Source organism: Singulisphaera photorubra (assembly GCF_045290345.1).
Classification (GTDB): Bacteria; Planctomycetota; Planctomycetia; order Isosphaerales; family Isosphaeraceae; genus Singulisphaera.
In genome coordinates this window covers 2,344,811-2,359,554 of the sequence record NZ_CP155447.1, presented here as the reverse complement: position 1 = coordinate 2,359,554, position 14,744 = coordinate 2,344,811, and the positions used below count along the sequence as shown (strand labels likewise).

Below are 14,744 nucleotides of genomic sequence, written 5' to 3'. Positions count from 1 at the left end.
AATCAAAGAAACTTACTGACCACAATGTAATAGGCCAAACAGATCGGCACCGGAGCGACGCACGCAAGCACGAAGAAATCCTCGACACGAATCCCGATCAGGAGGCCGAAAAAGGCAAGGGGCAGCGCTCGAAAGTCGCTTACCTTCATTGAGGGAACGGCGACCTTGGTGATGCCCGCGTGAAGCAAGCCGATGTAGAGGCACCCGAGGATCAATGCCATCCATCCGCCGTTCCAGTACAGGTCGCCCCACATCCCCGGGCTGGTGTTGTTGGTCGCGTAGCCAGTGGCGATGAGGTTGAATTCATTGGACAAGCCGATCATCGGCTTGTTGGCCCAGAGAAATCGCGGAATTAGCGTATACGCGGCCACCCAGAGACTCTCGCCGGGATTGCCTCGATCGAAGGCGTCGATAGCAAATGCCTGCATCGGAGCGATTGTAAGCCGCATCCAACTCCACTGTACGTTCGTCGAATTCGGTTCGAATTCTCCGAAGCCGTGCGTAAGGTATTCACCGACGATTTCCAGCCGACCCGCCAACCCGGGGACCTCCCCCACCAGATGCGCCTCCGCTCGGCACCAAAGCGCGAACGGGGTGACGAGGATGTAAATGACGACCATCAGGCCGCTGGACGCGGCGAGGACCCTCACCGTCGGTCTCGCTGAGTACACCCCGAAGAAGATCATGATCAGAGCTTGAAAGAGGGCCAGTTTCGAAAAAAGCAGCAACTGCGTGAGGATTTCCACCGCCACGAACACACAAGAAAAGATCGTCATTGGCCGTCCGGCTCGGCCTGATGCGATCAAATAAACCAGAATAAATGTCGCAAAGTAGGTAAAATATCCACATGCCTGAATGCTGCCCGAGAGCACATAATCGGTCAACCCGAACGCTCGGGGCAAAATAAACAGATATTTTACGGGAAGCCCGATGAACAGAAAACAGAGCGCCAGCCACTTGAGCGAGCGCGAGTCCATGGGCCTCGGCCGAATGGTCAGCGACGCTGGCCACAAGTTGAGTGCCGTGTACCACGTCAAGCAGACCACCAGAATCCCCGCCGAATTTACGACACAGGCCTTCTGCAAAATTGCCATATCAACAGGGAAGAACGCGTCCATATAGGCCACGGTTTCAGGGTTGGCAAAATAGTACATCGTCGGCCCTACCCCAAAATAAGCGCTGCACGCCATAAGAAACCAGGGAAGGGGACTCCACAAATAAGATGTCGAATTCCAGACGACAAACATCGCGTTCAGGCCGCAAGTCACGATCGTCACCACAATCAGGCCCAGGGGCACCCAATCGAGATACGGGAAATCCGTAATATAATTATCAATCAAGAATGCGACCACAATATTAATAATGCTTCCCACGCAGGCGATCTTTACGGACGGAATCACCTCGCTCTCGGTATTTGGCCTCGCAACCGCGATCGGTTCTTGCACGTTCATCATCTCCTTGAGCAGGACCTACCTGTGACGCCCTTTTCCCGCTCGACTCCGGCCCGATCGGCGGGCGACCTCAATACCGCGTCCCGTCCATGGACACCGTGGCCCTGGCAATTGTCCGATTCGGGCGGTGAGAGTTCACAACGCTCTTGCCCGCCGGAAAATCCTCATTCCGTCGGAACCCCCGACCGCCCTCTTTGGCCGGCAACCGGAGGCGCGAGAGTTAGACCTCGTTGCCTCCGACGTCCGACGCAACACGTCTTTGCTCTGGGATCACTTGATGGCGACCACCAGAAAATTCTGACTGAAGATGTGTCCGTTCGCGTTCCCGGTCTCCGCGGCGACGTAGAACCGGAGACCAAGCCGGATCACCCGCCAGGCCAACGAGCGAATCGTACTCTTCAACCCATGTGGGATGGGCACGTCTTCAAAACAGGTGACTCGGCTAAATCGTGAGGCAATGAGCACCTGGTTGATCGATGACGTCGTAAACGCCTGCTCGTGGGTATAGTCGCCGTAGCGAATCGTGCCGAAAAAGGGAGACCCGGCGTTCGGAGTATGGATGATCCATCGCCCTCCCGGTTTGAGGGTTCTCCAAACCTCTTCGGCAAGCGTCAGAAGCTCTTGTTTTGTCAGGTGTTCGATCAAGTCAAACGCGATGATGGCATCTTGTGAGTCATCCGCCAGCGTTCGCAAGGTCTCCCGTACATCGCCCTGCACGACTCCGTTGATCCCCAATCGTTCCGCTTCCACAACCTGCTCGAACGACGTGTCGACGCCGATGGCATGGCGATAGCCGGCCCGATGGGCGAAATGCACAAGTGCGCCATGCCCGCACCCGAGGTCCATGATCGACGCGTCACGGTCTGGTGGGAAATGGCGTGTGATCACCTGATTCAGGTAGGGTTCCCGCGATCTGAACGCATCCAGGGTGAGCGGAATCTGGTTCTTGACGTGGGACGTGACATATCGATCGTAGAGTTGCTTTCGATAATCGTCGGCCATAATCACCCATCACTTCAAATTGACCAGACCGCTGGCGTCATGAGCCAGGGCATCATTCGGATTTTGAGAGGGTTTGCCACCTCGCACTGCCTCCCTGAAGAGGGCAAGCGTCATCTCGAGGACATTGGACGAGGCCGGCCATTGGCGGGCGAACGTGACGCAGGCCGACGACATTTCCTGATACCGGGCGTCGTCCATGTCAACACACTCCTGAAGCGTGCGCTGCCAGGCGGCCAAGTCGTCCACGGGAAGGTCCCAGCCCACATTCTTGGCGGGGAGGTCACGCCAGGGCGTCTGGTCGCTGAGCACGACCGGGCTCCCGGCCACGAACGACTCGAAAATCACGTGGCCGAAGTTCTCGTTGAGCGTCGGCAGCACCAGAAAATGGCTGGCTCCGAGCATTTCAACGACCTGCTCGTTGTCGATGATGCCTTGATAGGTGACTCGAATGTTCGCCGGCAGGGTCGCGATCAACTTTTCACACAACTGCCATTCGGCGGCCGAGTCGATCGGCCCATAAATCTCGAACGTGACATCGCCCCGGATCGCCCGGAGTGACTTCAGGGCGAACGACAGATTTTTCTTCGGCGCGATTCTCGAGAGGAAGACCAATCGCACGGTCCCCGCTCGCTTCGGTGGCCGGACGGCCTGGAGGCTCTCCACGGTGGCGCGGGGGAGATTCGGGGCCAGGCGCACCTCGACCCCCTGCCCCATGATGGCCTGGATCTCTCCCTGCTCATGAGGAGCAGTGGCTTGCCAAAGCAGGCCTTTATAGATTCCAAGCCGAGACATCAGGGCGATGTACAGCCACTTCTTGAGCCGCTTCAACTGAAGGACTCTCGCTCCCAATTCTCCGCGGGGGGCGATCACCACGGGGAGCTCGGAGAGCCGCTTGAACCGGCGGGCCATCAGAAACCGACGGCCCATCGGCGCGAAGTAACTGTTGAGATAAATCGCGGACGGATTGGCCTCGCCAATCAGGCGCCCGAGCAATGCGCTGTCGAGTCGCCTGGCTTCGGGGAGATAGAAGACCACGGCCTTGCCAACCTGATTCCATTGCCCCACGTCGACCCCCGCGTAGGGTACGGCATCGGTGAAGTCGCGATCTCGGGTGACGACCCAGAACTCGAACCGGTCGCTCAGAAGATCCACGATGTTGGCAACGGAGCGGACGGGCCCGCCGGACTTGAAACCAGGGCGGAAGTATTCGACGAATACAAGGATTCGCGGCCGTGAAGAATCCAAGGGCAAAAGCCTCTCTCCAGCGTTCCGGACAGTCGAGCGAAGTATCCGTCACATCCCGAAGCCCGTTGGGCTCAGGCACACGCGAACAGGATGAGGACGGGTCGGTTCGCTCAGACCGTCACGCGATGTTCCTCGAGCCAACGCTGCAACACGTAGAGACACCAGACCCGGCTCCAGGAGACTCGCCCCGCCTCGAACTGGCGCCAGAGCCTGGCCAGGCCGGCCGCCAGGAAGAGGGGGTTGCTCCTCCCACCGGTGCCGAGGAAGAACTCGCGCATTCGGTCCTGGAGCCCGCGGCGGAACCAGACTTCAAATGGCAACTCGAACCCCTGCTTGCGACGGTGAACGCACTTTGCGGGAAGCGCATCTCCCAGTGGCAGGGTCAGGAGAGGCTTTGGCTGTCCCGCCTTCAGCTTGAGTGAGCCGGGTAGGCTGAAAAGAAATTCGATGAGCAGGTGGTCGAGCAGCGGAACGCGAACCTCCAAGGCGTGCGCCATGCTCATCTGGTCAGTGTCTCGGAGGAGCGTGCTGAGCATGTATGTCTGAAGTTCCCAGGCCGAGGCCCGGTTCACGACGTCGTACCCCGCGATCGCGGTCGTCACCTCCGCGAACGCACCAGCTTCCCATGACGCCGGCGAGGCGAGCAGTGACTCCGGCACCAGGCTCCTGATCTGCGACTCATGGAAGAATTGACGGACCAGGAGATGGCTCGAATGAGGCCGCTTCAGAAGCAAGGCGGCTTTCCGCTGCGCCTCGTTTCGCGCCAAACCACTGACCAGGGGGGAGATCCCCGATCGGACCGCACCCGGCAGAAGGCCGACCAGTCTCCCCCAGCGGTCGGCCTGGAGGAAGCGGTGATAGCCGTCGTAACCGCCGAACAGCTCATCCCCTCCGACGCCGGACAGCGCCACAGTCAAACCGGCCTCGCGTGTCACCTGCGAGACGAAATACGTATTCAGCCCGTCCATGCTCGGCTGGTCGAACGAGCCCAGGGCGCGATCCAACGACTCCCGCACGATGCGGTCGGAGAGGTGGAGTTCCGCGTGCTGCGTCCCGATATGACGCGCCGCGGCCAGCGCGTACTCGCGTTCATCGTAGGACGCCTCGTCAAAGACCACGCAGAAGGTGCGGATGGGTTGGGTGCTCGCCCGCTGGGCAAGCGCCGCGATCGCCGTGCTGTCGATCCCGCCGGAGAGGAACGCCCCGACCGGTACGTCCGCGACCATCTGGATCCGGACCGCCTCGGACAGGAGCGAGGAGAGTTCGTCGAGAACGTCCGCCGAGCCCGTCGCGGACACCTGCTCGGCTTCAGGAAGTCGCCAGTAGCGGGATGTTTCGAGCTGGCCGTCGCGCCAGACCAGAGTATGCCCCGGCGGCAGCGACTGAACGCCCTGGACGAGCGTGTACGGCTCCTGAACCGACCCGTAGGCCAGGTAGGAACGGAGACCGAGCAGATCGAGGCGCCGTTCGACGAGGTCGGAGGCCAGCACCGCCCGGACCTCCGAGGCGAACACCAACGTGCCCCCCTCGAACCAGTAGTAGAGCGGCTTGACCCCAAGCTGGTCACGGGCCAGGAAGACCTCAAATCCCGACCCGTCGCCACCCCGCGACTCCGGCCGGAAAATCGCGAACGCAAAGATCCCGCGCAACTGCCGGACACAGTCCTCGCCCCAATGAGCGAACGCCTTCAGGATGACCTCGGTGTCCGTCGCGGTCCTGAACGTGTACCCCTCACGCTCCAGGATGAGGCGCAGTTCCCGGTAGTTGTAGATCTCACCGTTGAACGTAATCCAGGATCCCGACTCCGGATCAAGCATCGGCTGGTGCCCGGCCGGCGAGAGGTCGATGATGGCCAGTCGCCGGTGCCCGAAAACAACCGCAGGGGCGTCTTCGCGAACCACTTCCACACCACCGTCGTCAGGCCCTCGGTGCGCCTGCGCGGCAGCCATGGCTCGCACCCGCTCCAAGTTCCCCTGCGCCAGAGCCGAGGACGACACAATACCCGCAATTCCGCACATCGATCAGGTCGTCTCGGTTGAAGAGAAAGGGGGCCACAAAACTCGACGCTCCGTGGGCGAGAATCCAAACAAACCGCCGAGCGGGCTTCACACCCCCACAAACACGCCAAAATTAACACAAAAAGCGACAGATTCTGATCGCATCATCGCCACCCTGGCGCGCACTCCGTGCCCGTGGGTTGCAGACCGTCAGCCTCAGACGTCCGCAGACCAAAAAAAAATCGGCCGATTCGGCCTTGGACAACCACGTCAATCGGCAGTCCATCAATCCAGTCGCGCTTGCATTAACAACGATAGCTTACAAAACCAACGAAAACAATGCGAGAGTGCACCAGAGTGAGCTGATAGATTCAAACATTGAATTCAACAGGGCATCCTCCTGGGAGGAGGAGGATCCACTCACGTGGCGACTCCGAATAGTCTTATTTTATCGGTATCGCGGAAGGTCTGATTGAGCCCGAATACGCAGAGCCCAGAGATTGGATTGGTTGGAACGATCAACCTCATCGACGAGTCGGTTAAGGCACCTCAGAATCAGTCTCGGCTGCGCCGTAAGAGGCCGTGAGGCCAAGGGGAGTCAAGGCGAGCGATTACGTAATTTAAATCAGTTACAAAGACTCTGCGTCAGAGGGGTTAAATTATCACTTGAAGTATCGATACGCAAGAAAAAAAAACGCCGTTCACTTCCATCAATCGTGAACGAATCATGAAGGACTAGCGGCCTTCCAGGCCATGGTGACCGTCGGGCAGGTCCCGGCCTGATCGTACTTTGCTGGCGGAGCCTGAGTCCCCTACGACAAGGATGCGAGCGACTCGTGAGTGAACCGCTCGGGGTGATCCCGTGAGTGGATGCGGCAGGCCGCGGTGCGCTACGCTTCCCCGGCCTTCGAGGGCTTGGCCTCGGCTTCCCAGACGGGCAAACGGTCGGCTGAGATTGCCTGGAGACGTGGGGCTTCGCGGTCTTTCGCCGCCAGGATCGGAGACGCAACGGGCCACGGAATTGCCAAGGCGGGGTCATCCCACGCGACGCTTCCCTCGTCCTCAGGCCTGTAGAAGTCCGTACACTTGTACATAAACACCGCGAATTCGCTGGTCACAACGAACCCGTGGGCGAATCCCGGCGGAACATAGAGTTGCCGGAGATCGGTCGAGGAGAGGGTAACCCCCATCCATCGTCCGAACGTCGGGGAGCCGACCCGGATGTCCACGGCGACGTCGTAGACTTCGCCTTGGAGGACCATGACAAGCTTTCCCTGCGCGGCGGGATGCTGGTAGTGGAGGCCGCGGAGCACGCCCTTTTCGGAGTACGAAAGGTTATCCTGGACGAAATCCGACGGGATACCGGCGGCCTCGGATCGGGATCGATTCCAGGTTTCAAGGAAGTAGCCACGCTCGTCGCGGAAGATCCGGGGCTCGAGAATGACGGGACCTTGAAGGCTTGTCTCGCTGCGAATCATCGGCTCGCTCGCTGCATGAGAAGACTGAGAAGGTATCGTCCCTAACCCACTTTTCATTGGCGTAGCCAAACGCCGCAACGGCTCGGCCTGGCGAGAATCCATTCGGCCGGCGATCACTTCCGTGCCTGCTAATCCCAAGTTATCCTCCCGATTCCGCGCACACTCCGTGCTCGTGGGTTGCCAACCAAGCGGGTCGCCACCACCACCATCATCATGCTCGCTCAGGGTGCCCAACAGGAAATCAAGGAAAACCGTGACCAACTGCATAGAGGTCTTCATCGTCATCGACGCGAGCGTGACCTCGATATTTTTCCATTGATCCGCGACAGAGCGAACGAACCGAGGAGTTTCGCGATTTCCGCCACGGGTTGATTTGCAGACGCCCCAGCTCCGAATGTCTTCGGATTCGCTTACGAGCTCTCAAGGTCGGGGTGGTCTCGGGTCGGACGCCGAGTTCAGTGAGAACGGGCAGGGAAACAATTGCGGAATGCGGCCGGACGTCGCGACAAATCCGCTTGAATCGAAGCCAGACCAATCGGTCAAGCCATCATGCAATTATGCCCTGATCACAGAAGCATTCCCGGACTCTCCCAACGCGCTCCGCGTGGCTCCTCGGGTGTCCACGACCAGGCCGGCATGCGCCAGGATCAGATTCCAGTCGAAGGCGGAGTGGTCGGTGGCAATCAGAACGCAGTCTTGAGCGGCCAACATTTCGGGCGTAATCGGGACGCTTTCCAGTCGGATCGTACGACCGCGCATTGCGGGCAAGGCGGGAACGTACGGATCGCTGTACGACACGATCACTCCGCGTTCCTGAAGCAATTCCATCAACTCGATCGCGGGGCTTTCCCGACAGTCGTCCACGTTCGGCTTGTATGCCGCTCCCAGCACGAGGACCCGGCTCCCCTTCAAGGGCTTACTGCGCTCGTTGAGTGCCGTCATCACCCGATCGAGCACGTAAAGCGGCATCGAGGTATTGATCTCGCCGGCTAATTCAATGAAACGAGTATGGACTCCGTAACTCTGGGCAGCCCATGTCAAATAGAATGGGTCGATCGGAATACAGTTGTGGACGAACACACCGCCGCTGGTTGCAAATGTTTGTGTTCCAGGAACTTCCACGGAGTAGACCAATTCGTCCGCCTGATCGAAGTCCACCCCCACGACGGCGAGGCAGCGGTCACGAGTCCAACGGGTTGGCACACCGGGCGTTGCGGCCATGGCCTCGCGCGGGTCGGCAGGCGCACCGTGGGTCGTTCCGCTCGAGGCAACCTCGAACGCTTCCAGGCGTGGGAGCAAGTCGCCGGGCCTGAGTTGGCCCGCCTCACGGATGATCAGTTGATCTTCCTCGAGGATGAGCATCGGGTGTCGGCTCGTCGTCCGGAGCACCAGGCCGCCAGCCAGCCTGGTTTCGACCATCCGCCCCTGAAATCGGCGTTGAAAGAGATACGCGACGGCCTGCCATCCGGTGCCCCCGGTTTCCAGGTTGACCGAGAGCGTTTCCAGTCCCAAGGGCTCGACGACCTTGACGTCACCGAGTTGGAGCGAGTCCTGCTCGTTCTGAAAAAGCGAGAACAGTTCGGCCAGCGGCAGGATCGTGTCGAGCCCCCGCTCCGCGTGGCGGACTCGAGCCTGTTCACGTCCTGAGAGACAGTGGCCGCCCAACCCCGGCCCCGGGTAGAAGGCCTGAAAGCCGAACGGCTTGGTCTTGGCCGCGTCGATCACTTCCCAGACGTCGATCCCCATCCGTTCAAAGACCAGCTTCAACTCGTTGACGAGTGCGATATTGACCGCGCGATACGTGTTCTCGAGGATCTTGCACGCCTCGGCGACCTCGCACGACGTGACTGGCACCACCTCAGGCACGGCGGTGCGATAGAGGGCCTGAGCAAGCTGGCCGCTGGTCTCGTCGTAGCCGCCGACGACCTTGGGAATGGTCCCGGCCGAGAACTTGGGGTTCCCCGGGTCCTCGCGCTCGGGGCTGTACGCCAAGAAAAAGTCGCGACCCGCGACCAGCCCCCCCGCCTCGAGCTCGGGCTTCAACACGTCCCGAGTCGTCCCCGGGTACGTGGTGCTCTCCAGGATCACGAGTTGCCCTGGGCGCAGGTAACGGCCGATCGAGCGGCCGGTTTCGACGACCGCCGAAAGGTCAGGCTCGCGGTGCTTGCCTAGCGGAGTCGGCACGCAGATCAGGATCGCGTCGACCTCGGTCAGCCGCGAGAAGTCAGAGGTCGCCTCGAAGTGACCGCCGTCGCGCAGGGTCCGCACACGGTCGCTGGCGATGTGCCCGATGTAACTCTCGCCCGCCTGGAGTCGTTCGACCTTAGTGGCGTCGATGTCGAGGCCGAGTACGGCAAAGCCGCAACCGGCGAACAGCTCGACGAGTGGCAACCCGACGTAGCCAAGGCCGATGACGCCGATTCGAGCCGAATGAGCCGCAATGGCATCAGCAAGCGACCGGGATAAGCTCGAATCGGCACCATGGGTCTGCATAGTTCACCGCCACGATGGGGATCAGTCTTTGAGAATCCCTTGCGGCAGACCATTGGTCGGCTTGGAAGGTGACACGAACGCGGTGATCTCCTTGGGATCCGACGAGGCGATCGGACTGACCGGCTCCCGGCCATACGTCCCGTAGCCATAGCCGTAACCATAGCCATAACCGTAGCCGTACCCTTGGCCATAACCACTGGTGCCCTGGCGGTCCATGCCGTTGACGATGAAGCCGAGGACCGGGCTTTCCATCGTCTTGAGCAATTCCACCGTCCGCTCCGCATCGTGCCGTTTGGTGGCTTCGGGCCGAACCACGAGCACCACGCCATCGACCACGGCGCTCAGAATCGAGGGGTCGGTGACCGCCAACAGAGGCGAAGAATCGAAGACGACCATGTCGTAAATGTTCCGGATTTCCGCGACGAAGTCGGTGAGGTTCGCCGAGGCGAGCAACTCCGCCGGGTTGTCGACATCAGGCCCCGACGCGATGAAGTCGAGATTCTCGGTCTGGGTCTGCTGGACGACGCGTGAGAGCGGCAGCAGTTGGCGGAGGACATGGCTCAATCCCTGATCCCCCTTCAGCCCAAAAATCTTGTGCTGAGACGGTTTCCGGAGATCCGCATCGACGAGCAGGACCTTTCGCCCCGCCATGGCAAAGCTGATGGCGAGGTTACTCGCGGTGGTCGTCTTGCCGTCGCCGCTATGGGCGCTGGTCACCAGGATCACCTGAACCTGGCGACTCCGGCGGAGGAACTCGAGGCTCGTCCGGACCGAGCGGTAGGCCTCGGCCCAGACCGACCGCGGCATGGCGTGACTGACCAGGCCGATTTCACCCATGAGCGAGATCTGCTCGCCCCGCAACTTCGGAATCGTGCCGATCAGGGCAAAATTCAACACCTTCCGCACTTCATCAAGTGTACGGATCCGCGGATCGAGCCGATCGGCCAGCATGGCAAGCCCCATTCCCAACAGCAGGCCGCACATCATTGACAAGGCCAAGGTCACCTTGACGCGGGGCTGCACCGGATAGGACAAGGCAGTGGGAGGATCGACCACCTGGCAACTGATGCTGCTATAGTCGCTCACCAATTGCGCTTGTTTGAGCTGATCCAGGACCGTGTTGTAGAGCGCCTTCTGTCGCTCTAGATTGCCGTGAAGCCGCTCTTCCTCGAGCAATCCGAGTTCCGACTGTTTCGCGGTGATGAGATCTTCGTTGAGCTTGCTCTCATACTCCTCGCGCATGGTCCCGATCGATTTGAGACTGTGCTCGATCGAGGTCATCCGATCGCGAAGTTCGCTCTGGATGACATCCTTGCCGAGGCCCCCCAATTGCTCGGACGCCCGGTCCACTTGCAACTTGGCCTCGATCGTCTCGGGCGAATCGGCGCCAAGCTTCTTGACCAGCTCTTGGTGCCTCGACTTCAGATCCTCGATCGACTTTTCTTTCGCTTCTTTCAAAGTCTCGTACAAGGAATTTTCTTCGGCCTCGAGGGAGCTCAGCTCCGCCTCGGCTTTCTGGATCGCCAGATCGCCTTCGTCGGCCATCTCACGCGTCAGTTGCCGGAGGAGGAGCGGGCGCCGTTGGCGCCAGAGATCTTCGATCTCCGACTCGATCTCCTCTTTCCGTTCCAACGCGTATTTGAGCGACGGGTCGTTCGTATTCCGGGTCGCGCGCTTCGCGGTGTTGAAGCGGACCTGGGCCCGCTTCAAGTCACGATACAGTTCCGCGACGTAGGCATCGTTCTTGAACGAGCCCGCCACGTGATCTTCGGTGACCTTGGTCTCCGCCTCCGGCCGCGCCGCCTTGAGATTATCGACCAGGCGTTGGGTCATCGCCCGTTTCAGCTTGACGTCGGCAAGTTCCTTTTGAAGCTGCTCGTAGGAGCCGGTCGCCACCGCCATCCCTTGCGAGAGGTTGCCGGTGCCGGTGCTCAGGTTCGGGAACTGGCTCAATGCCAGAGCGATCGCGTTCCCTTGCGATCCGCTGTTCTCCATCTTCTTGATCAGGTCGAGCTGGGTCTTGAGCTGGATCATCAAGTTCGTCGTGTTGTTGATCCCCTGGCTCCACTGCTCGAGCTTCCGCATCGTCAGCGACTGGCCGTTCCCGCCAAGCGACAGCCCGGGGTTCGCCTTCCGAAACTTTTGATATTCGTCCTGGAGCGTATCGAGCTCCGACTTCAGCTCATCACGTGCGCTGCTGACCAGCGTGATGACCTCTTGGTTGTTCTTCTGATAGTTGGTTTCCAGAAGTTTCTTATAGCTCGCCACGATCGCATTGATCATATCGAGCGACTCTTGCGGAGAGGCCGACTGATACTGCACGACGATAATTTTGGTCAGTCGATCGGGACGCGAAACCTTCAGGCTGCCGCGGGCCGCCGCAACCGGATCGGATGACGCAGCCAGCGACGGGATTTTCTTGGGGCCGAGCGATTCGACGGCACTCTTGATGACAAGCGGGCTCCGAATCAGGACCATATGGGTCGGAACCGGATCTTCGATTCCCTCATTGGGCCGATTCGAGTCACTATACGTCGTCACGTTGAGCGGACGGCCGCCGTGCTGAATGACGAGAAGACTGGTCGAAGCCTGATACGCGCGTTTCGTTTTAGCCAGATAAATCGAGGCAAGGGTCAAGCAAACCAAAAAGCCGAAAATAACGAGTTTCCATCCGCGCTTCAAAACTTCCAATAACGTCACGAGATCGTTCTGGAGTGTCCGCGCAGGATACTCTCCCGAAACGGAGCCCGTAATGGATTGTTGGATTGACATGAACAGTCCCCATTAATCCTTCGATTCGCATGCATCCCGCGAATCAAGTGCCTCGCATCCATGCACTGTGCCAACACTCGAATCCAGAAGGAGTCCGCTCCTCCAGATTCCGAGAATATTAACGACGAACGACGGACGGAGCCGCATGGTTACCGTGTCGATGTCAGGTCAGGCGCAACACACGTACTGGATTTGTTATCGGAGAAAAACCGTCGCCTCTCTTCTCGTCTTAACAACAATGAGTGATATCTTAGGCAAAACGTGACAAATTGGTCAAGAATGCGAATTCATCACTCTACGGTGCCACGAGTTGTGGGACAACGCCAGATCCATCCTGGAGCTTTTCCAACGCCGACGACGGATTTCCAGAGACGCGGTTGTCTGGGCGGGAGGGTCACACGCCGACCGAAGCCACCTCGTGGTCTTGCTGACGGTGGAAGACGGCCGATTCGGGGTTCGTCGTGCGGTGTTCGGCGCGAGGGGGTGTGCCATAGCCCGGTACAAGCTGTTTCAACAGGGCGACAACCTCTTCACTCGCGCCGACCGCAGCTCGGCCCAGCGATTCAAACTGCGCCTTGAGGCGATCCGGCGAGCACGGTCGATGTTGAGCGGAAAAAATCTTCGGGTGGGGAGTCGCCAAGCGGGTCTCCGCTTCCTCGTACAGTTCCTCGTAGAGCTTCTCGCCTGGCCGCAGTCCGGTGAAGACGATCTCGATATCTCGCCCCTCGTGAAGGCCGGAGAGCCGAATCAGGTCTCGGGCCAGGTCGTGAACCCGGACCGGTTCCCCCATGTCCAGGACGAAGATTTCTCCTCCACGCCCCAACGTGGCGGCCTGGAGAACGAGTTGGGTGGCCTCGCTGATCGTCATGAAATAGCGAGTCATCGCCGGGTGGGTGACGGTTACGGGGCCACCCCGGGCAATTTGCTGCTTGAAGACCGGAATCACGCTCCCGTTGGATCCCAGCACGTTTCCGAAGCGTACGGTCACCATCCGCGTAGCGGACACACTCGAAAGTGACTGAACGTACATCTCGGCAAGTCGTTTGGTGGCCCCCATGACGCTGGTCGGGTTGACCGCCTTGTCGGTTGAGATCATCACAAACGCCTCGACCCCCGCCCGCACGGCTTCGTCGGCCACGGTCCGGGTCCCGAAGACGTTGTTCTTGACGGCCTCGCCGGGATTGGCTTCCATCATCGGCACGTGCTTATGTGCGGCCGCGTGGAAAACAAGGGCTGGTCGATAGGTCTCAAACTGAGTGCGGACCCGCTGGGCGTCCGCGATATCAGCCACTCGGATCACGATCTCCGTGTCGGATTCGGCGGCGATCGAAGCGAGTTCGCGTTCGAGGAAGAACAGGCCGTTTTCGTTGTGGTCAAGCATGACCAGACGCTCGGGCCGGAACGCCAAGGCCTGGCGGCAAATCTCCGAGCCAATGCTTCCGGCTGCGCCAGTGACCAGCACGACGCGTCCCCGAATCAACCGACCGATCGACTCGCCGTCGAGCTGGACGGGATCACGGCAGAGCAGGTCATGAATGTCAACGTCGCGAGGGTGGACCGACAGGCTGCCGTCCAGCAAGGCATGGAATCCAGGGACGACCTGCACCTTCAATCCGGCCGACGTGCAGTCGGCAACCAGGGCGCGAAGCTCGGGAATCGAGACGGTTGGAGTCTGAACCAGCACGGTCCCCGCCTTATGGCGAGCGGCCAGCAGCGCCACTTTCTCCGTGCGCCCCACCACCTTGATACCCGCTAGATTTCTGCCGTAAAGCTTGGGGTCTGCATCAATGAAGCCGACGACCTGCATCCCGAGACTGGCCTGCCCCTGAATCGCCCGCGCGAGGGCCACTCCGGATTCGCTCGCCCCCACCACCAGGACGCGCTTGGTCTTCTGGGTCGAAAGCATCGGGTAGTAGCGTTCGCGAAAGAGCCGCGTGCTCCCCCGAATCCCCCCCACGATGAGCAGCGTTCCCGCCCAGTCCATCACGATGATCGAACGGGGAACCTGGAAATCTGTCCAGTAGACCATGTCCGCAACCAAGATGGCAATCATCCCGAATGTCGTCGCCTCGAACAGAGCGATCAAATCGGCGAACGACGCATACTGCCACCAGCCCCGATGGCTTCCCATCACCAGGAAAACCGCCAGTTTCAACATCACGAGCAGGGTCACGCTCTTCCACGCCAGCGTCATCGCTGTCGGGGGAATGTTGCCATCGAATCGGATCAGGTAACTCAGCAAATAGATCCCCGCAAATGCGAGGATATGAAACAGAATGAGCACCGGAACCCGATGGCGAAGCACG

At 60.0% G+C, this 14,744-nt stretch carries 8 protein-coding genes and 1 pseudogene; all 9 read right to left on the bottom strand.

All coding sequences use genetic code 11. The features are described 5' to 3' along the window. Positions 1-2: 2 nt before the first annotated feature. Positions 3-1,445 carry a hypothetical protein gene (locus V5E97_RS09100; RefSeq protein ID WP_406699008.1) on the bottom strand — a complete coding sequence of 481 codons (1,443 nt, stop codon included), beginning with the start codon at positions 1,443-1,445 and terminating at the stop codon, positions 3-5. A 276-nt stretch (positions 1,446-1,721) separates the two neighbouring features. Continuing rightward, complete coding sequence (locus V5E97_RS09095) at positions 1,722-2,453, bottom strand: class I SAM-dependent methyltransferase (RefSeq protein ID WP_406699007.1); 732 nt, start codon at positions 2,451-2,453, stop codon at positions 1,722-1,724. Positions 2,454-2,462: 9 nt separating this feature from the next. Then, the gene (locus tag V5E97_RS09090; RefSeq protein ID WP_406699006.1) at positions 2,463-3,698 is read right to left on the bottom strand and encodes a glycosyltransferase; all 1,236 of its coding nucleotides are present in this window, start codon (positions 3,696-3,698) and stop codon (positions 2,463-2,465) included. A 110-nt stretch (positions 3,699-3,808) separates the two neighbouring features. Continuing rightward, entirely contained in the window at positions 3,809-5,716 is a 1,908-nt protein-coding gene (gene asnB / locus V5E97_RS09085) for an asparagine synthase (glutamine-hydrolyzing) (protein WP_406699005.1), read from the bottom strand. A gap of 869 nt (positions 5,717-6,585) precedes the next feature. Continuing rightward, entirely contained in the window at positions 6,586-7,173 is a 588-nt protein-coding gene (gene rfbC / locus V5E97_RS09080) for a dTDP-4-dehydrorhamnose 3,5-epimerase (RefSeq protein ID WP_406699004.1), read from the bottom strand. A 555-nt stretch (positions 7,174-7,728) separates the two neighbouring features. After that, positions 7,729-8,394 carry a UDP binding domain-containing protein gene (locus tag V5E97_RS09075; RefSeq protein WP_406701141.1) on the bottom strand — a complete coding sequence of 222 codons (666 nt, stop codon included), beginning with the start codon at positions 8,392-8,394 and terminating at the stop codon, positions 7,729-7,731. Between the two features lie 426 nt (positions 8,395-8,820). Further along, a pseudogene (locus V5E97_RS09070) lies at positions 8,821-9,666 on the bottom strand (nucleotide sugar dehydrogenase); the annotation flags it as partial. 21 nt (positions 9,667-9,687) lie between these two features. Next, entirely contained in the window at positions 9,688-12,438 is a 2,751-nt protein-coding gene (locus tag V5E97_RS09065; protein WP_406699003.1) for a polysaccharide biosynthesis tyrosine autokinase, read from the bottom strand. A gap of 394 nt (positions 12,439-12,832) precedes the next feature. Beyond that, positions 12,833-14,722, bottom strand: a complete 1,890-nt coding sequence (locus V5E97_RS09060) for a polysaccharide biosynthesis protein (protein WP_406699002.1) — start codon at positions 14,720-14,722, stop codon at positions 12,833-12,835. Positions 14,723-14,744: the final 22 nt, after the last annotated feature.